This is a genomic window from Ruegeria sp. F12, from assembly GCF_056533885.1.
This window is the reverse complement of sequence record NZ_JBQFOV010000003.1, coordinates 72,708-91,542: the sequence shown is the minus strand read 5'-3', so window position 1 is coordinate 91,542 and position 18,835 is coordinate 72,708. Positions and strand designations below refer to the sequence as shown.

The window sequence follows — 18,835 nt, the reverse complement described above, 5'->3', positions numbered from 1 at the left end:
CATGTTTGAATGAAGTGGAATGTTTGATGCGGCCTGCGCAGTCCCCTCCGTCCTTGATCACATTGGTTTTGCTGACGGCGCTTTCGGTTCTGTCGCTGAACATGTTCCTGCCATCGCTGCCCAGTATCGGCGCGGCACTGGAGGCGGAATACGGCCTGGTGAACCTGTCGATCGCGGGTTATCTGGCGCTGTCGGCAGTCCTGCAACTGATCATGGGGCCGTTGTCCGACCGGTTCGGACGCAGGCCGGTATTGCTGATCTGTATGGTCATCTTCGTCGTTGCTTCGGTCGGATGTGCGTTGGCGCAGTCGATCTGGGTGTTTCTAGGGTTTCGGATGCTGCAAGGTGCCGTCGTGGCCGGGCAGGTTCTGGCACGGGCCGCGATACGGGATATGCATCCACCGAATGAGGCCGCGGCAAAGCTGGGTTATGTCTCGATGGCTATGGCGCTAGCACCGATGCTGGGGCCGATGCTGGGCGGTCTGCTCGAGATGCTATTCGGCTGGCGCGCCGGGTTTATTTTGTATCTTCTTCTGGGCGCGGGCCTCTTGGCGTTGATATGGGTCGATCTGGGTGAGACCAACACTAACACAACCGCTACCTTCGCCGCGCAGATGAGGCTCTATCCGCAGCTTTTCAATTCACGTCGGTTTTGGGGCTATTCCTTCTGTGCGGCGTTTTCGATTGGAGGGTTCTATGCGTTTATCACCGGTGCGCCTTTGGTTGCAGCAACGTGGTTCGATCTGAACCCCGCGCTACTAGGGTTGGGGATTGGGATCATCACGCTGGGGTTCATGGCGGGCAGCTATCTGACCGGGCGTCTGGCGGCGCGGGCCCGGCTGAATAATATGATTCTTTTTGGGCGTGTGATTGCCTCGGTTGGGCCACTTGTGGGTCTTGTGGTGTTCGCAGCCGAGGGCGGCAGCGTCTGGACCTTTTTTGGTTCAGCCATTCTGGTGGGGTTCGGCAACGGGCTGACCGTCGCTAATGCCACCGCCGGTCTGATGTCTGTACGTCCGCAATTGGCGGGTAGCGCTGCGGGGCTGTCTGGCGCGATGACTGTGGCGTTGGGGGCCGTGCTGACCATGGCCACCGGGGCCTTGGTTACTGCCGCGAATGCCCCATTTATCGTTCTTGGCATGATGTGCCTCAGCAGTTTCGCAGGGCTTCTGTCCATCCTCTATGTTCGGCGGGTCGACCAGTTGGACCCATTGCCGGACACGATCTGAGCGCCGCGCCATATAACACTTTTCTTGGGCCACATACCGTGCTAGGCGGCGCGCGATGGATTTCGGCGCAGCGCGCCAAACACGAAGGAGAGGCCGATATGGCACTGGAACGCACATTCTCGATCATCAAACCTGATGCAACCCGCCGCAACTTGACTGGCAAGATCAACGCCAAGTTCGAAGACGCGGGCCTGCGCATCGTTGCGCAAAAGCGCATCCACATGACCAAGGAACAAGCCGGTAAGTTCTACGAAGTGCATGCCGAGCGCCCGTTCTATGACGAACTGTGCGAATTCATGTCGTCGGCTCCGGTCGTTGTTCAGGTTCTGGAAGGCGAAGGCGCCATTGCCAAGAACCGCGAAGTCATGGGCGCAACCAACCCCGCAGACGCAGCTGCTGGCACCATCCGCGCCGAGTTTGCTGAATCGGTTGGCGAAAACTCGGTCCACGGCTCAGACGCACCTGAGACCGCAGCGGTTGAGATCGCCTATTTCTTCTCGGGTATCGAATTGGTCGGCTAAGCTTTAGCCTTAGCAGAATTCAGGGCCGTTCCCGTTACCGGGGGCGGCCTTTTTCATTCGGGTTCGAGGTCCGCAGCCGAGATCCGCACGCCGATCGCATCCAGATCAGCGATGATCTGCATCTCAGGCGCGGTGCTGACACTGGCCTTGATCGCATCGAACCGTTTGCGCAGCGCCTTCTTCTCCTCGCCTTTGCAATCGTTCCATGGACGCCCCTGAAGGCCCATGACCAGCACGTAGTACCCGATGAAATGCGGGCGAGAACCCGACTGCAATAGTTTCGTGTAGGCCGCATCTGGCCCCAATTCCCGCAATCCTTGCGCCGAGTGTATCCCGGCACGCGCACAGGCCTGTTCGAAAGCGGGGCCGAGGTTGCGTATGGATGAGACGGGATCGGACATGTGAAAAGTCTTATGATACGGTGTATCCTCTGTCATCCGAATTTCACCGTGAATGCCTTCCGGTCGTGGCACCTTTGCCTGCAGGACCAAATTAAGCTTTCACCGGCAAATACCGTCATGAGGTCCTTTCGTGCCCAAGACTATGGAAATCGCTGAAAAACAAATGCTTACCTGCAAGATGTACATGCGATCCGGGCGGCTGGAGGGTTTTTGATGGGCAAAGAAAGTGCGGTGTTCTTCTTGTCAGGTCGGTTTGACGAAAAAGCTATCGAAGGGGCGCTCAAGAATCATTGGAACTTGACGATCGGCGAGTCATCAAAACGACTTTTTCACATCCTAGATTGCCATGACCAATCTCTTGTGTCCAAAGGCAAACTTTTGATTGAAACTGATGGAAAGTTGCATCTGTTTTCCTTTAAGCGACATGTGACGCAGCAGGGCAGTGGCGCCGGACAGTTCGTTCAAAATCTACCAAACGGCGCGGTCCGGTCAGGATTGGCAAAGTTTCCCACGCTTCGGGCGCTCATTCCGGTTGCGTCTGGAACTGTGAAGGTGCGCAAGTTCTCGGTTCTCGACGACTTGCGAAAGACACGTGTTCAAGGCCAGGTGGTTGATCTTGTTTCGGATCATGGACGTGCGACGATTGTGGTTTTGTGCCAAGTGAACGGGCCATCTTCAAGTTTGAAAAATATCCGTAAGTTAATTGAAAAAAACAAAAATATACGAAACGCGACTGGGGTTTTCACTGCGCTGTCTCCGGACACGCCGCGTTACCAGGCCAAACCCGATATCCCCCTTGCTCGAGCACAACCCACTGTAGATGTGGCGACCAAGATTATTGGGACCTATCTGGCGGTGGCGCGCCAAAACGAAAATGGTGTGATCGCAGATTACGATACCGAGTTCCTGCATGACTACCGTGTCTCACTCCGGCGCATCCGTTCGGTACTCAGCCTGTTCAAAGGAGTGTTTTCACCTCATCAGACGATGGGTTTGAAGAGAACGTTTTCCGATCTTATGGCCCCGACCAACCGGTTGCGCGACCTTGATGTCTATCTACTTGAGAAAAATAATTATTACAGCATGATACCGGAAAACCTTCATGTTGGTGCCGAGATCATGTTTGCACAGTTTGAGGCAGAGCGTAAAAGGTCATGGAAAGTTCTATCTCAGAAATTCAGAAGTGCGTCCTATAACCGGTGTATGTTGGAACTGAGCAGTCAAATCACCGATCCAAAGAGTGTACAGACCGGCCCGAACGCAGAGCTTGCAGCTTATGACTTCGCCTGCACCATGATCTGGAAACGCTATGGAAAACTGTGCAGACAGGCGCGTCAGATTATGCCGAATTCGCCCGATGCCTTGGTCCATGACCTGAGGATCGAAGGGAAGAAACTCCGTTATTTAATGGAGTTCTTGGGTCCTTTGTTCAACCAAAAATCGTTAAATACCATACTTAAACCGCTGAAAAAACTGCAAGATAATCTAGGCCGATTCAACGACTTCTCGGTTCAGCAAAAAGCGTTGCTGGAATTGGTGGATCGACAGGTTGAAACCGAACAGCCCGAAATCGCCCAGCTCGCTCTGTCCGCAGGCGGGGTGATCACTGTGCTAAAACAACGCCAAGAGGCAGAACGCCAGCGTGTGATCGCGCATCTCCGTGGTTTGGACAACCCCGAGATCAAAAATCAGTTCCGGAGGCTGTTCCAATGACAGCCTGCGAGCCCCCTCGGTTCGGTAGCAAAGCCTTTTCTCATATGAGATAGTTACTAGTGATGAGGTTGGCCGTCGTTGATAGCAATGTAGGTTCATAGGCATGGGCACTGAAATCGAACGGAAATTCCTGGTTTCAGCGGTTCCAGACTTGCAGCATCTGGACCGGGCCGTGATCCGCCAGGGCTATTTGACTGCGCCTGAGGATTCCACTGAACTGCGGTTGCGGCAAAAGAATGAACGCTATTTCCTGACGCTGAAGGGTTGCGGAGAACTAGTGCGCGTAGAACGCGAAACCGAAATCTCGGGCGAGCAGTTCGAAACCTTCTGGCCCGAGACCACGGAACGGCGGGTCGAGAAGGAACGTTACACTGGAACGCTGTCCGATGGGCGCGTTTTTGAGTTGGATGTTTTTCAGGGTGGCCTGACGCCGTTGCACATGGTCGAGGTTGAGTTTGAGACCGAGGCAGACGCCAAATCCTTTGTTCCGCCTGAATGGTTCGGCGCGGAAGTCACAGAGGATAAACGCTATAAGAACAAGACCTTGGCGATCAAAGGTGTGCCAGTTTGATCGTCGCTTTCAGACCGGGAGCCGCGTCCTGCGGCAGGAATTCTCCACCGTGCATATGCGCGATGGCCGATACCAGCGCCAGACCAAGTCCTGCATTGCGTTCGGTCCGGGCTGGATCGAGGGTCACAAAGGGCACTTGAAGGCGTGAAAGATCCTCGGGCGCAACGCCCGGCCCGCGATCGCGGACGCTTAGGTATGTCTCCTTACCATCATCGGTCAAAGTGATTGTGATTTCAGTATGTTCCGGTGCGTAGCGCAAGGCGTTTTCAAGCAGGTTCGACAGGGCCTGGGACAGCAGGGGTTTATGCCCGCTCAGCGGTGCGGCGGTTCCTTCAATTACCAGACGAATGTTCTCTTCTGCGGCGACGGGATCGTAAAGGTCGACCACATCTCGTACCAGTTGTTCAAGTTCAACTGTTTCGAACTGTTCCCGCCCCACGCCGGCTTCGGCGCGGGAAATCTCGGTCAATTGGCCCAGAACGCGCAGTACATGGTCGATCTCGGTTGTTGCGCGGGCTACGTCGATATCGCGGTCTTGATCGGTTTTGGTGGGATCCGACAGCGCTTCGACGCGTTGCTTTAGACGGGACAGTGGGGATCGGAGGTCATGGGCGATTGAGTTGGAGGTGGTGCGCAGGTTGCTGATCAACTCTTCGATCCGGTCCAGCATCGAGTTCAGCGTGCCGGCGACCTGATCGAACTCATCCCCGGTTCCACGCATTGGCATTCGGCGAGACAGATCCCCGGAAACGATATCCTCGGCGGTGTTTGCGATGTCGGACAGGCGGGAAAAGACCAGACGCGTGAACAGCCACCCGGTCAAGATGCTGAGTGCCAGGGCAATGACCAAGACGATCCCAACGGTGCGCAAAAGGACCCGGTCAAACTGCCGTCGCGCCAGCGCGTCTCGCCCGACCAATAGGCGCTCACCGCCGGGTAGACGGATTGAGGCCGCTGAGATGGGTACAAGTTGGTCATTGTCCGCACGGCGCAGTTCCAGATCGACCCAACCGCTGCCAGCCGCGATGTCTGCTGGCCATTGCTTGAGGTTTCCGGCTAGTGTCGCCCCAAAGCGATCTGTCAGCAGGTACATCGCATCCCTCTCGGCGGCGGATGGCAGGCGGCGTTCAATCGCTGTTAGCAGCCCGATCAGCCCGCGTCTTTCATATTCATCCGCCAATCCGGTGAGTTCGGCCGATACGACCGAACGCGTCTCGCCCTCGATGCTTCGATTGGCGGTGACGTAGACCAATGCCAGAACCGTCGCGGTCAACAATGTGCTGAGCACCATGCTGGCCAATATCAGGCGCGTGCGTGAATTATTGAACGACAGCCGTATGTTATCCATCAGATATCATGTAACCCGCACCGCGAACGGTTTCAATCAGCGGCGGTCCGCCGCCTTCGTCCAGCTGACGCCGCAGTTTCGAGATATGGACGTCGACCACATTCGTATTGGGGTCGAAATGATAGTCCCACACCCCTTCAAGCAACATGGTGCGAGAGACCACGCGGTTCTTGCGGCGCAGGAAATATTCCAAAATCTGGAATTCACGTGGGGTCAGCGTAACTTCGTGTCCATCGCGTGTGACCTTGCGGGTCAGCAAATCCATTTCAAGATCACGGCAGGTCAGGATGGCGCTTTCCTCGGATTCCTGCGGACGCCGCAGGAGTGCTTCAATACGGGCATGTAACTCTTGGAAGGAAAACGGTTTTACCAGGTAATCATCCGCCCCCGAACGCAAACCTTTGACGCGTTCGTCCACCGCGCTCATGGCGGTCAGCATCAGGACCGGTGTCTTCAGCCCCGCGGCCCGCAAGGACCTGATCAGGGACAACCCGTCCAGCCCCGGCAGCATTCGGTCCAGCACAATGGCATCAAACCCGCCATCGGTGGCATGGTATAGCCCCTCGCGGCCATCAGCAGCTTGTTCGACCACGTAGCCTTCTTCGCCAAAACCTTTGGCGATGAAGTCGCGCGTATCTTGGTCATCTTCGACGATCAGCAGACGGCGGCTCATGATCGGACCTCCTTTCCAGCGGGATTTAAACACAAATTTCCGGGTAAGGCACCGGGTTTGATGGGATACGTGCCGGGTGCGTTGCGGCGCACCCGGCAGTCCCGGCAGAGAGCGGACAAGACAAACCGCCGGGGAGGCGCACGCCAGATATTCCCCATCACGTGGCGCGCGCGGGTGTCAGATCAGGCGATTTCCACCGCCACGAAGATCTGGTTTCCGGCCCGGTTGATCAGCACCAGCGCGGGATCGGTCTTTTCGCTGTCCAGCGCGGCTTTCAGCGCGTCGGGCGTGTCGGTCTCCTGGCTGCCCAGTTTGACGATGACATCACCGCGTTGCAGGCCCGCTTTTGCCGCAGGGCTGTCGGGCTTGAGGTCGGTCACGATCACACCGTTGACCGAGTCGGACACACCGATCTCGGAGCGGGTGGTTTCGGTCAGCGGGGCGACGGTCACACCCAGTGCGGTGCCCGAGGTCGCCTCGGCCACCGGGTCTTCAACGTCCAGTGCCGCGCTTCGGTGCTGGCCGATGGTCAGTTCCAGCTGCTGTTCGGTCCCGTCTCGCAGCACCGTCAGGGTGCTTTCGGTGCCAACCTTGGTAGTGCCCACCAGAAGCGGAAGGTCACTGCTGGAGTCCACGGCCTCGTCATTGAAGGTCAGGATGATATCGCCCTGTTGCAAGACGCCTTCGGCGGGGCTGCCATCGACCACATCCGACACCAACGCGCCGGTTGAGATGTCAATGCCCATGGCTGCGGCAATTTCGGGGCTGACATTCTGGATCGAGACACCCAGCCATCCACGGCTGACCTGACCGTCATCGCGCAGGTCGGCGGCGATATGCTCGACGATGTTCGAGGTTACCGCAAAGCCCAGACCCACAGATCCGCCGCTGGGCGAATAGATAGCCGAGTTCACGCCAACCACTTCGCCGTCCATGTTGAACAGCGGCCCGCCCGAGTTGCCCTTGTTGATCGCCGCATCCGTCTGGATAAACTCGGCATAGGGCCCTTGCGAGATGTTGCGCCCCTTGGCCGAGACAATCCCTGTAGTCACGGTCGAGCTAAGCCCGAACGGGTTGCCGATGGCCACCACGTCCTCGCCTACGCGGATCACGTCGCTGTCACCCAGTTCAACGGCCTGCAATCCGGCGTCGGCGTCAATCTTCAACACGGCGATGTCTGTCAACGGGTCGGTGCCGATGATTTCAGCATCGAATGTGCGGTCGTCATACAGGCGAACGGTGACGGTCGTGGCGTTATCGACGACGTGGTGATTGGTGATGATGTAGCCTGCCTCGTCCAGCACGAAACCGGATCCCAGACCTTGTGCCGGTCCGCGCTGTGGTGTGTTGAAGCCCTCGGGCGTGCCGAAACGTTTGAAGAATTCGCCAAACGGGTGGGCCTCAAAGTCAAAGTTCTGACCCTGTGCCGGTGTCGGCTTTGCCTCTTGTTCCGCGATAATGGTCACAACCGAGGGAGACACGCTTTCAACCAGGTCAGCCAGGGCTTCGTCCGCTTTCGAGGGCAGGGCGGTGGTGGCCAGCAGCGCGGCGCTCAGGGCGCTGACGCCGATCCAGCCGGACGTGCGCGGCACGAGAAGAGAGGATTTACGGATGCTCATTTTGGTCTCCTGTTTTATCGCGCGGTTCCGTTCGCGCGTTAAGTCAGGAGGTGGCGCACCAGTCTGATCATTTCCTGTGCCAAAGGTTAAGAAATCTTAATTTTGCCATAAAGACACGGTGGTATGACGACCGGTCGGTCATACGACTCGGGTCAACGGAGCGAATCGCGTGGCTCGAATCGTGAGATTGTCCTCTATTGCCGGTCCAATCCTCCAAAAGACGCGAATTGATTCAATTTGATGAACAAATGATCAAGCCAAGGTGGTGTTGGCTTGGGGTTCGACTATTGGTTGTGGAGATGTGTCAAAACATATTGGTCGCACAGGTATAATCGTAGATTTTCGGTGGGTATACATGTCAAATGTGCATGTTTAACCTGCTATTTTCCTTAAATTTCAATAGCAGAATGCAACCTAAGGGAGAAGTCAATATTCAGAGATGTTGCTGAAAAACCATTCCGATACATCCTAAATGACCCGATCTTTCCAAATTTACGTTGTTTGCCCTCAACCAATCGGTGACGATGATCAGGCCCAAGCGAGGGGAAGCCGACGGCACTAGGGGGTGCCGAAGGTTCGTCACGATCACTGGAAGCGCTGAGCGGCATGTTAACGAGGGGGTCTTGTTTAGGTTCGGCAGCGGATAGCCGAGGTGCCTTATAGGCAGCTTTGGCCGCGCTTTCAGGGTTGATGAAAAGTGGTAGTCCTGTTTTGGGCACCGGCCCGGTCTGCAAAGACCGGGCCGTGTTTGTTTTACGGACCTGCCTTACAAGCTGTGCCGCGCCCGCCATGCCGCCCAATCTTCGGGCGTATCCAAGTCCAGCAGTGCGTTCCGATTGGGCAAGGGGTGAAGATGCACCTTGTCGGAATGCGCGCGCACAACAGTTTGCGCACCTTCATCGCCGGTCAGGCGGCGCAGCTCCGCGAACAGAGATTTGTCAAAAATAACCGGGTGACCGGGTTTTCCATCCTTAGTTGCGCCGCGCCATATCAACTTTTTCGGGTGTTCTGTAACCGAGCTGACCACACTGTTTAAATCCTTGGCCGTGATGTCGGGAAGGTCCGAAAGCAGGACCATTGCGGCTGTTGCTTCGGCCGGCAGATGGGTCATGGCACCCCGTAGGCTGGCATTCATACCTTCGGCGGCGTCCGGGATCTCGACCAGTGTCAGGTCTAGCCCGTCCAGCGCTTGATAGCGCGGATGAGGGAGCGGGGGCAGGGCGACGATCACCGGCCCAACCTGCCGGGCCGTCATGGCTGAGCGGCGCAGAAGAGGAGTATCTCCGACGTTTTGCATCAGCTTATCCGTGCCGCGCATACGGCTGGATTGCCCGGCGGCCAAAAGGATGATCGGGATGAGACTCATTTATTTAAGATGGCCGCGTTCCGCCCCGCTGTCATCCCCGCATTCGCGAGCCATCCGTATCAAAAAGTGGGGTTGAAATCATCCGCGCGCGGCGGCGTTGCCCCAGTATCTCGATCTCGACGTCCCGACCGTCTGTCGCGTGTTCGACGGGCAGGAACCCCATGGCAATCGACTTTTCCGCAAAATGGGAATAGCCGCCCGATGTGCAGAACCCGACCACCTTGCCGTTCAACCAGATCGGCTCATAGGCGTTGACGTCGGCGTCCTCGGCATTGACCTGGAATGCGACAAGCCTTCGGGAGGGGCCGTTTTGCGCCTCACGTTCGACCGCCGCACGCCCTATGAAATCGACGGGTTTTGCGAAGGATATGAACCGATCCAACCCGGTTTCAGCCGGTGTGTAGTCGGGAGAATACTCCCGCATCCATGATCCAAAGAACTTGTCCAGACGTAGGCTCATCATGGCGCGCATGCCGAAGGGGGTCAGGCCCATCGGCTCTCCGGCTTGCCACAGCGTCCACCACAGCTGCCGCTGCGCCATCGGATCACAATAGATCTCGTACCCCAGGTCACCGGTATAGCTGACGCGTTGGACGATGCAGTCGGTCATGCCCACGGTCATGCGGCGCACATCCATGAAGCGCAGCGCCGAGACATCATCGCGGGTGCAGGCGTCCAGAACCTCTGCTGCCTTCGGGCCTGCGATCTGGAATCCATTCAGCCGGTCGCTGATATTTTCGATCTGCAAGCCGTCTTCGCGATGTTGCAGGAACCACCGCATATGGAACGCCTGCGCCCCGTATGAGGCGGTCAGGCGGAACTCGGTCTCATCCAGGCAAGAGACAGTGAAATCCCCGATCAGCTTACCCTTGGGCGACAGCATCGGCGTCAACGACAGGCGACCCGGTTGCGGGATGCGCCCGGCCATGATCCGATCCAGCCAAGCCCGCGCATTGGGACCTGTGATGCGGTACTTACCGAAATTGTGGACTTCGTTGATGCCCACGGCAGTGCGCACAGCACGAACCTCGCGCCCGGTGGCTTTGAAGGCATCGGACCGGCGGAATGAGGGCGTCTCATAGTCTGGTTCATCGCCCTGAGCGAAGTAATTGGGGACCTCCAGCCCGTATTGCTGGCCCCAGACAGCGCCCAGATCGGTGAAGATGTCATACATCGGGGTGGTTCGGTTGGGGCGGGCGGCGGGCAGTTCTTCGTTCGGATAGGCGACGCTGAAGCGTTTTTGGTAATTCTCGATCACCTTGGGGCGGGTGTAACCGGGACTGATCCAGTCGCCAAAGCGGGCCACATCCATAGCAAAGACGTCTCTCTCAGGCTCGCCTTCAATCATCCATTGAGCCAGCGTCAGGCCAACGCCACCACCTTGGCTGAACCCGGCCATCACTCCGCAGGCCGACCAATAGTTGCGCAGCCCCGGCACTGGCCCGACCAGAGGGTTCCCATCCGGCGCAAAAGTGAACGGACCATGGATCACCGATTTCACTCCGGCTTCGGCCAGAACCGGAAAGCGGCGATAGGCGAATTCAATACTGTCGGTGATCTTGTCATAGTCGTCGGGCAGCAACTCGTGCCCGAACTCCCACGGGGTTCCGTCCACGGCCCAGGGCTTGCAGGGTTGTTCGTAAAAGCCGATGCACAAGCCCCGGCCTTCCTGCCGCAGATAGCTTTCGCCTGCGGGGTCCATCACATGCGGATGTTCTCCGCCCGCATCAATGATAGCTTCGATCTGAGGAATCGAGTCGGTCACCAGATACTGATGCTCCATCGGGTGCAGCGGGAAATAGACCCCTGCCATTGCGCCGACCTCACGCGCCCATAGGCCACCTGCGTTGACCACATGTTCGGCGTGGATGGTGCCCTTGTCTGTCACCACATCCCAAGTGCCGTCGGGGCGCTGGTTGGTCTCGTGCACCATGCAATGGGTTTCGATCGCGGCCCCGCCCATCCGGGCCGCTTTGGCATAGGCGTGGGTGGTGCCCGAAGGGTCAAGATGGCCGTCCAGCGGATCATAGAGCGCGCCAAGGATGCCCTCGGTATTGGCGATGGGTGCGATTTTCTTGATCTCGTCAGGGCCAACGATCTCTGTCTCTAGCCCCATGAACCGGTGTTTGGCGCGCTCGGCCAGCAGCATATCGAACCGGTCCTGATTGTCGGCCAGCGTCACACCGCCCACATGGTGCAACCCGCAGGACATGCCGGTGATCTCTTCCAGTTCCTTGTAAAGGCGGATCGTATAGCCCTGCAAAGCGGCCATGTTGGTGTCGCCGTTCAGCGTGTGAAACCCGCCCGCCGCGTGCCAGGTGGACCCGCTGGTCAGCTCAGAACGTTCCAGCAGCACCACGTCTGACCAACCCAGCTTGGTCAGGTGGTATAGAACCGAACATCCGACAACACCGCCACCAATCACTGCCACCCGCGTTGTCGATTTCATGCCCGTGCCTCCGCTTTGTATCTGGCCAAAGCGTGCAAGGGCAGACCGGGGCTGACTGTTCCGTTTCCGACGCGACATGTCGCACGAGACGTTTTACAGCGGACGGATTTTCAACTCAGTGATGCGGTTACCTTCACGGGCGGTAACTTCGAACCGGAAACCGTGGAACGAGAATACCTGACCCACTATGGGGATCATCTGCGCCTCGTGGATGACCAGACCAGCCACGGTATTGGCCTCGTCGTCAGGCAGGGTCCATTCCATCGCGCGGTTCACATCCCGGATCGTCATCGCTCCTTCAACAAGGTACTGACCATCTTCGGTTCGGGTGACGGGGACGTCCTCATCAATGTCGAACTCATCGGCGATCTCGCCCACGATCTCCTCAAGAATATCTTCCAGAGTGATCAACCCCCGCAGCGAGCCATATTCGTCCACCACCAACGCAAAATGACTGTGCATCCGCAGGAATTCCCGCATTTGATCGTCCAGAGTGGTGGTTTCTGGCACGAAATACGGATCATTGGCCACCTTCGAGATATCGAAGCTTTCCAGCCGGTTGGCTTCGCTTTCACTGTCGCCGGCATGCGCGTACATGGCGCGGAACAGGTCTTTGGCATGAACGACACCCACGATGTTCTCGGGCTCGTCCCGAAAGACGGGCAGGCGGGTATGAGGGCTTTTCAGACACTGCTGCAAGATTGCCTCGGGCGCGTCGTCGGCGTCGATCATCTCGATATTCGAACGGTGCAGCATGATTTCCTCGACTGCACGGTCCGCCAGATCCAGCGCGCCCAGAATACGATCGCGGTCTTCCTTTTCTACCACGCCTTCCGAATGACCCAGTTGCAGCGCACCGGCGATCTCTTCCCGCACGGCAAGGATGTTGCTGTCTGGGTCGATCTGTACCCCAAATAGCCGCAGAACACCCCGCACCAAAAGTCGGACGGCGGCCACGACCGGGGAAAAGACGGTCACCACTACGCTGATGATCGGGGCGACCAGCGCGGCGGCTTTCTCGGCATTGGTGATGGCATAGGTTTTGGGCAGTACCTCGGCGAAGATAAGCACCAGCAAGGTCATCACCAGTGTCGCAAGCGCTACGCCGCTTTCGCCGAACAGCTTGGTAAACAGCGCCGTCGCCAGTGAGGCCGCGAGGATGTTCACGAGGTTATTGCCCAGTAGGACCGAGCCGATCAGACGTTCATTGTCATCGGTGATATCTAGCGCCTTCTGCGCCCCGCGCGAGCCTTTGTCGGCCTGCGCCCGCAACTTGCCGCGCGACGAGGCGGTCAATGCTGTTTCGGAACCTGAAAAAAATCCTGAAAGGACAAGTAAAAGCAAAATGGCGCCGGTCGTAAACCAGAATGCGCCGTCGATCATAGAAGCAGAGGGTTCCATCGGTCCTTGGTTGTTTGTGTTGTTGTCTTCGTTATGGGGGTGCGGCCCCTGCGGATCAAGGGGTTAGCCCTTATCACCAGGGTCTTTCGCCAACGGGTGATGCTCGAGCACCAGCTCGGCCAGACGTTCGTCCAGCACATGGGTGTAGATTTCCGTCGTGGCGACATCGGCGTGCCCCAGCAATGTTTGGATCGAGCGTAAGTCGGCCCCGTTCGCCAAGAGGTGGGTCGCAAAAGCATGGCGCAATGTGTGGGGCGTCACCTTTTCAGGCGATACGCCACCATGCACGGCCAGGTCCTTGATCAGGTGGAAGAACATGTGCCGGGTCAGATGCCCGGACTTGCCCCGCGACGGGAATAGGTAGCGCGAGCGCTGACCGCCTTTTGACACCGTGTCGTCCTCGGCGGCGTCCCGCGTGTTTAGCCACAAAGCCAGCGCGTCGCGGGCCGGAGGGGAGAGGGGGACCATCCGTTCCTTGCCGCCTTTACCCAAAACCAGCAGCATTCGGGGATCGCCCCGCGCCGAAGAGACCGGCAGTGACACCAGTTCGGTCACGCGCATGCCGGTGGCATAAAGCAGCTCCATCAGGCAGGTGTTGCGGATGCGGTCGGCCTTTGAGCGGCCGGTTTCGCGCGCGGCTTGCAGCAAGCGATCGACCTCGGGTACATCCAGCGTCTTGGGTAGGCGTTTCTGGCGGCCCGGACCCTTGATCTGGATTGCCGGATTGGTGTCGCGCCAACCTTCTTCAAACGCGAACCGGTATATCTGCTTGATCGCAGACAAGCGGCGGGCGCGGGTCGACTGGGACAGGCCCTGCGCGTCGCAATCGATCAGATAGCGCTCGATCAAGTCGCGGTCTGCTGCGGTAAATCCCATCTTGCGGCGTTTCAGCCAAGCGGCAAAATCCTTCAGGTCGTTGCCATAGGCCAAAAGGGTGTTATTGGCCGCACCTAGCTCGGCAGCCTGAGCTTCCAGAAAGGTCGAAATCCAAATCTCGGCGGAGGCAGGGGCGGCCATGATCAGGTGCCTTGCAGGATCAGCAGGTTCAGTGCAGCGCGGCGGGCGGTATCCTCAAGCCCGACGCGGCGCAGGGTGGCGATGGCAGCAGTCAGGTCCACGAGGTTCCCGCGAGAGCCATGAGCAAACAGGTTCATCGCTTCCAAAATCGCCTCACCCAGCTGGCTGTTGTTTAGTAGCGTTTCGATATCTGACGGCACAGGTGCGGCCCAGGCAAAGCCTTGTGCAACCGCATCGGCTAATGGCGATGGCGAGCGCGCGCGCCCCGGATCCCCTTGGGCTAGTGCGGCCAAAAACTGGTTCTCCTCGCCTTTGTCCGGGACGGATAGGGCGGCGCTTTCATAAAGGTCCGAGAGCAGCAGGATACGCCACCGCAAGGTCTCGGCTTCGGCATCCGTCAGTGAAACCTGCGACAGCCGGTCTGCGAAAAGTTCGGCAAACGGGACCTCAAGCCCGACGCTGCGCATTTGGGTCCAGACATCGAGAAGGGCGGGTGATATGGCCTCGGGCTTGCCGGAATCCAGCGCGGTTTCGAACCGCTGCACCGCCGCGATGCGATCCCAAACCGCACCTGAAGCGGCAGGCGAACGTTCAGTATAAAGCCCCAACAACTGGTTCGGCGTCAGCGCACCCACACGGGTCAACCGCTCGGCCGCCTCGATCTGGGCTTTCCAGCCCGCCACATCCCGCAGGTCGGCATTGGCAAAGGCCCGCGGCAATGGGGCCGAGGGCAAACGCTCGCCAATCGCCTCATAAAGGCGGAAGGTCAGCGGATCAGGGTCATCAGGTTGCGGCAGGTATTCGGCGTCTTCGAATAGTTCGGGGCTGAGGAAGCGGTCTAGAACGGCCAAATCCTCATCGGGCAGCACTTGCAGCGCATGGGCCGCCTCAAGCGTCAGCGCTGCTGAGGCCCAGTCGCCGCGTCGCGCTTTGCAGAAAATCTGCGCCGCGTAATCCTGTGACAGGTGCGGTTGCGCGATCAGTGCGGTGCAACTGCGATCTTCGTCGCCCGTCAGCAGCGTCGCGTCAAACCAACGTTGAAACCGGTCGCGGCTGTCGGTCGGACCAGCCAGTTGCACCAGCGATTGCGCAGGATCGGCCGCGCCCAGTTGCATCAACCGATCCAGTCGCGCCAGCAGCAATATCTCTTGGGCATTGGGGCCGGATGGCGCACGCGCCTCGGACAGCAGCAAGGTGAACAGCAGGCGCTGCATTGCCGGGTTATACCTTACGGGTACATCGGCGATCAGTTCGGCCAGCCTGCCTGGGTCGCTGTTTTTCCACATATCGACCGGCAGGCCTGTCACCGAGGACGACACCAACCCCAAGGGCGGCAACAAAGCCTCAAGCGCTGTGACCTCGACCCCCGGCTGCAGGCCGGTCTGTGACACGGGCGGTTCCAGCAAAACGGTGCCGGGCAAGTTTTCCGGAGGTTGGGTCAGCCATTCGATCGCAGACAGGGGTTCCTGCTGCGCCTGTGCGGCTCCGGCCAGGAAAAGCGCGGCAACTGCGCTCCTACTCCACATTCAGGATGACCGGTTCGCGGACTTCATCCTGCGGGGCCGAGAAATCCACCCCGAAGAATGGGCCAAGATATGCATAGCCCACCAGCCCGATGAAACACAGGCAAACCAGATATATCAGCAGTTTGATCAGACGGCCCATTGCTCAACGTCGCCTCAATTTTTTCTTTTGTCCCAGTTATAGCTGGCATTTTTCTTAAGATCACGTCATTCACGGTGAAATGAGCGAAATAAAGCAAAACACTGACACGGTTGCCCCAGTCCAGCACCTTGTGTTGCACAAAACCGTAGTTCTGGTGGGGATGATGGGGGCTGGAAAGACCGCCGTGGGCCGGGCGTTGGCCTTGCGCCTGGGTGTTCCGTTCCTTGACAGTGATGCCGAGATCGAATCGGCAGCGAACATGACCATCCCCGAGATTTTCGAACGTGATGGCGAGCCGTTCTTTCGCACCAAGGAAAGTCAGGTCATTGGGCGGCTGCTGGATGAGGAAAAGGGCATTCTGTCCACCGGCGGCGGCGCGTTTCTGTCCGAGCAGAACCGTAGGATGATCACCGAACGCGGCGTGTCCGTCTGGTTGAATGCTGATCTGAGCGTGTTGTGGAACAGGGTCAAGCACAAGGATACCCGGCCCTTACTGCGCACCGACGATCCTTATGCGACATTGCGCGGAATATATGAGGCCCGCGTGCCGGTTTACCAGCAGGCCGATTTGACTGTGACCTCGGACGGTGAGATTTCGATCGACAATATGGTTGGCCGCGTTGTCGAGGCTTTGCTCAAGCGGCCTGATGTTCTGGAACAAAAATAAATGCACCAAACCGTACATGTTGAGCTGGGCGAACGCGCGTATGATGTCGAGATCGGGCCAGACCTGCTGGGGCAGTCCGGGGCACGGATCGCGCCCTTTTTGCACCGGCCCAAGGTCGCTGTCCTGACGGATGAGAACGTGGCCGCTCTTCATCTGGATGGGCTGCGCGACGGGTTGGCGACAGCCGGGATCGAGATGTCGTCACTGGCTTTGCCTGCGGGTGAGGCGACCAAGAGCTGGCCTCATTTCGAACGTGCGGTCGAGTGGTTGCTGGCCGAGAAGGTTGAGCGCCGGGATATTGTCATTGCGTTGGGCGGTGGCGTGATCGGCGACCTTGCGGGCTTTGCCGCAGCCGTCCTGCGGCGCGGTGTTCGCTTCGTGCAAATCCCGACCTCGCTGCTGGCGCAGGTGGACAGTTCCGTCGGGGGCAAGACCGGCATCAATGCACCACAGGGCAAGAACTTGATCGGAGCCTTCCATCAGCCCTCGTTGGTGTTGGCCGATACTTCGGTGCTGGGTACGATGACGGATCGGGATTTCCTGTCCGGCTATGGTGAGGTCGTCAAATATGGCCTGCTCGGGGATGCCGACTTCTTTGAATGGCTGGAAGACAATGGAACCGATGTGGCGGGGGGCGATATGGCGGCGCGGGTGCGGGCCGTGACCCGCTCGGTGCAGATGAAGGCCGATATCGTGGCACGGGATGAGACCGAGCAGGGCGACCGTGCGTTGCTGAACCTCGGCCACACCTTCTGTCACGCGCTTGAGGCTGCAACGGGTTATTCCGACCGGCTGCTGCATGGTGAAGGCGTGGCCATCGGCTGCGCGCTGGCGTTCGAGCTGTCCTCGCGTCTTGGTCTGTGTTCTCAGGAAGACCCCAGCCGCGTGCGTGCGCATTTGCGTACGATGGGCATGAAGACCGATTTGGCGGACATTCCCGGAGAACTTCCAGGCGCTGAGGCTCTGGTTGATCTGATGGCGCAGGACAAGAAGGTGATCGACGGTCAATTGCGGTTCATTCTGGCGCGCGGAATCGGCCAGGCATTCGTCACCTCTGACGTACCGCGTGATGCAGTACTGTCGGTGCTTCAGGACGCGCTGGCCACTGCCTGATCAACGCCCGTTGAGCACCATCAGCTCGCCGATATTCTCGCGTGTGATATAGCCCACCATCGCCCCCGAAGCAGTGCAAACCGCAATGGCCGGGGCGCCTTTATGCAGCCCGTCCAGCACGGCCTCCAACCCGTCGGTCAAGCGAACTTTTGGAATGTCCGGTTCCATGATCGAAGTGGCCGGATTGGACCGGGGTGTTTCATCGGCAAGGGCCGCGAACAGACGATTGCGCGTGACAAAGCCTTGCAGCTTGCCATCGGGGGACAGCACCGGAAACTCATGCTGCGTGGTATGGATGACGGCCTGCGCGGCGGTCGCCAGCGTGTCGTCGGGGGAAAGAGCGTGAAATTCGGTGATCATCGCATCGCGCGCCAGCACGCGCCGCGCGACCGAGCGCATCGTCACGTCCTGATTTTCGGCATTTGCGGCCACAAAGACGAATACCGCGATCAGCACCAACAGCGCATTCCCGGTGCTGAGCCCAAGGAACCCGAACCCGACCGCCACCGCCTGACCCGCCAGCGCGGCGACCCGTGTGGCTTTGACGCGATCCATTTTCAGACACAGCAGGGCACGGAACACACGCCCGCCATCCATCGGAAAGGCGGGGATCATGTTGAACGCGGCCAACAGCAGGTTCACATAAGCCAGACGGTTCAGCAGGCCGGGGCCGGTGCTGTCGATCTGAGCCATGGTTTCAAGAGGCATTCCCGCGCCCAGAAGAACCAGCAAGACCCAGATTGCAACATTGACCGCAGGGCCTGCCAGCGCCACCCAAACCTCTTGCATGGGGTTTTCCGGCATCCGCTCGAGCCGAGCCAGCCCGCCGATTGGCAATAGGGTAATGTCAGGCGTTTTGATCCCATAGCGCCGGGCCATCAGCGCATGGCCAAATTCATGGGCGACCACACAGGCAAATAGCGCCAGCACGAAGATCAGGTTTTCAACCGCGGCCGCCAGACCTCCGCTGGAATAGGCGGCAAACCCGACCCAGGCCAGCAACAGGAAAAAGGTGACATGGACCCTCAGTTCCGACCCCAATATCCGGCCGAGTGAGAAGGACCATGTCATGATATTTCTCC

General features: G+C 58.6%; 17 protein-coding genes. 6 read left to right on the top strand and 11 right to left on the bottom strand.

Annotated features, from left to right (window positions below; translation table 11 throughout):
* The first annotated feature begins 26 nt into the window (after nucleotides 1-26).
* Nucleotides 27-1,229 (top strand): Bcr/CflA family efflux MFS transporter, encoded by a 1,203-nt coding sequence (locus ACR0CA_RS05165; protein WP_480856518.1) that lies wholly within the window; start codon nucleotides 27-29, stop codon nucleotides 1,227-1,229.
* A 98-nt stretch (nucleotides 1,230-1,327) separates the two neighbouring features.
* Nucleotides 1,328-1,750 (top strand): nucleoside-diphosphate kinase, encoded by a 423-nt coding sequence (ndk, locus tag ACR0CA_RS05160; RefSeq protein WP_170352964.1) that lies wholly within the window; start codon nucleotides 1,328-1,330, stop codon nucleotides 1,748-1,750.
* A gap of 53 nt (nucleotides 1,751-1,803) precedes the next feature.
* Here ndk and ACR0CA_RS05155 read toward each other — a convergent pair whose 3' ends face one another.
* Entirely contained in the window at nucleotides 1,804-2,151 is a 348-nt protein-coding gene (locus ACR0CA_RS05155) for a TfoX/Sxy family protein (RefSeq protein ID WP_480897630.1), read from the bottom strand.
* Between the two features lie 213 nt (nucleotides 2,152-2,364).
* On the opposite strand from ACR0CA_RS05155, the gene ACR0CA_RS05150 reads away from it, so the two are divergent.
* Both ACR0CA_RS05150 and ACR0CA_RS05145 read left to right on the top strand, forming a co-directional pair.
* Nucleotides 2,365-3,864 carry a CHAD domain-containing protein gene (locus tag ACR0CA_RS05150; protein ID WP_480897629.1) on the top strand — a complete coding sequence of 500 codons (1,500 nt, stop codon included), beginning with the start codon at nucleotides 2,365-2,367 and terminating at the stop codon, nucleotides 3,862-3,864.
* Nucleotides 3,865-3,967: 103 nt separating this feature from the next.
* Nucleotides 3,968-4,435 carry a CYTH domain-containing protein gene (locus ACR0CA_RS05145; protein WP_170769523.1) on the top strand — a complete coding sequence of 156 codons (468 nt, stop codon included), beginning with the start codon at nucleotides 3,968-3,970 and terminating at the stop codon, nucleotides 4,433-4,435.
* On the opposite strand, the gene ACR0CA_RS05140 is transcribed toward ACR0CA_RS05145, so the two are convergent.
* From ACR0CA_RS05140 to ACR0CA_RS05100, 9 genes are all read right to left on the bottom strand, one after another.
* Nucleotides 4,416-5,783 (bottom strand): sensor histidine kinase, encoded by a 1,368-nt coding sequence (locus tag ACR0CA_RS05140; protein WP_480897628.1) that lies wholly within the window; start codon nucleotides 5,781-5,783, stop codon nucleotides 4,416-4,418. The genes ACR0CA_RS05145 and ACR0CA_RS05140 overlap by 20 nt on opposite strands.
* On the bottom strand, nucleotides 5,776-6,456 hold the full coding sequence (locus ACR0CA_RS05135; protein ID WP_170769525.1) for a response regulator transcription factor: 681 nt from the start codon (nucleotides 6,454-6,456) through the stop codon (nucleotides 5,776-5,778). The genes ACR0CA_RS05140 and ACR0CA_RS05135 overlap by 8 nt, the downstream gene beginning before the upstream one ends.
* Nucleotides 6,457-6,638: 182 nt before the next feature.
* A complete protein-coding gene (locus tag ACR0CA_RS05130) occupies nucleotides 6,639-8,075 on the bottom strand; it encodes a DegQ family serine endoprotease (protein ID WP_480897627.1) in 1,437 nt (478 codons plus the stop codon).
* Nucleotides 8,076-8,841: 766 nt separating this feature from the next.
* Complete coding sequence (locus tag ACR0CA_RS05125; RefSeq protein WP_480897626.1) at nucleotides 8,842-9,441, bottom strand: nucleotidyltransferase family protein; 600 nt, start codon at nucleotides 9,439-9,441, stop codon at nucleotides 8,842-8,844.
* Between the two features lie 31 nt (nucleotides 9,442-9,472).
* The gene (locus ACR0CA_RS05120) at nucleotides 9,473-11,890 is read right to left on the bottom strand and encodes a GcvT family protein (RefSeq protein ID WP_480897625.1); all 2,418 of its coding nucleotides are present in this window, start codon (nucleotides 11,888-11,890) and stop codon (nucleotides 9,473-9,475) included.
* Between the two features lie 93 nt (nucleotides 11,891-11,983).
* Nucleotides 11,984-13,291 (bottom strand): HlyC/CorC family transporter, encoded by a 1,308-nt coding sequence (locus ACR0CA_RS05115; protein ID WP_170784569.1) that lies wholly within the window; start codon nucleotides 13,289-13,291, stop codon nucleotides 11,984-11,986.
* A 63-nt stretch (nucleotides 13,292-13,354) separates the two neighbouring features.
* Complete coding sequence (locus ACR0CA_RS05110) at nucleotides 13,355-14,308, bottom strand: site-specific tyrosine recombinase XerD (protein ID WP_480897624.1); 954 nt, start codon at nucleotides 14,306-14,308, stop codon at nucleotides 13,355-13,357.
* A gap of 2 nt (nucleotides 14,309-14,310) precedes the next feature.
* Nucleotides 14,311-15,834 (bottom strand): hypothetical protein, encoded by a 1,524-nt coding sequence (locus ACR0CA_RS05105; protein WP_480897623.1) that lies wholly within the window; start codon nucleotides 15,832-15,834, stop codon nucleotides 14,311-14,313.
* Nucleotides 15,824-15,973, bottom strand: coding sequence for a hypothetical protein (locus ACR0CA_RS05100; protein WP_170769532.1), 150 nt, complete (start codon nucleotides 15,971-15,973; stop codon nucleotides 15,824-15,826). Before ACR0CA_RS05100 ends, ACR0CA_RS05105 begins: the two co-directional genes overlap by 11 nt.
* A 79-nt stretch (nucleotides 15,974-16,052) precedes the next feature.
* On the opposite strand from ACR0CA_RS05100, the gene ACR0CA_RS05095 reads away from it, so the two are divergent.
* Nucleotides 16,053-16,640: a shikimate kinase gene (locus ACR0CA_RS05095; protein ID WP_480549873.1), complete on the top strand. Its 588-nt coding sequence runs from the start codon at nucleotides 16,053-16,055 to the stop codon at nucleotides 16,638-16,640.
* A complete protein-coding gene (gene aroB, locus ACR0CA_RS05090; RefSeq protein WP_480549875.1) occupies nucleotides 16,641-17,753 on the top strand; it encodes a 3-dehydroquinate synthase in 1,113 nt (370 codons plus the stop codon).
* On the opposite strand, the gene ACR0CA_RS05085 is transcribed toward aroB, so the two are convergent.
* Nucleotides 17,754-18,824 carry a site-2 protease family protein gene (locus ACR0CA_RS05085; protein WP_480897622.1) on the bottom strand — a complete coding sequence of 357 codons (1,071 nt, stop codon included), beginning with the start codon at nucleotides 18,822-18,824 and terminating at the stop codon, nucleotides 17,754-17,756.
* Nucleotides 18,825-18,835: the final 11 nt, after the last annotated feature.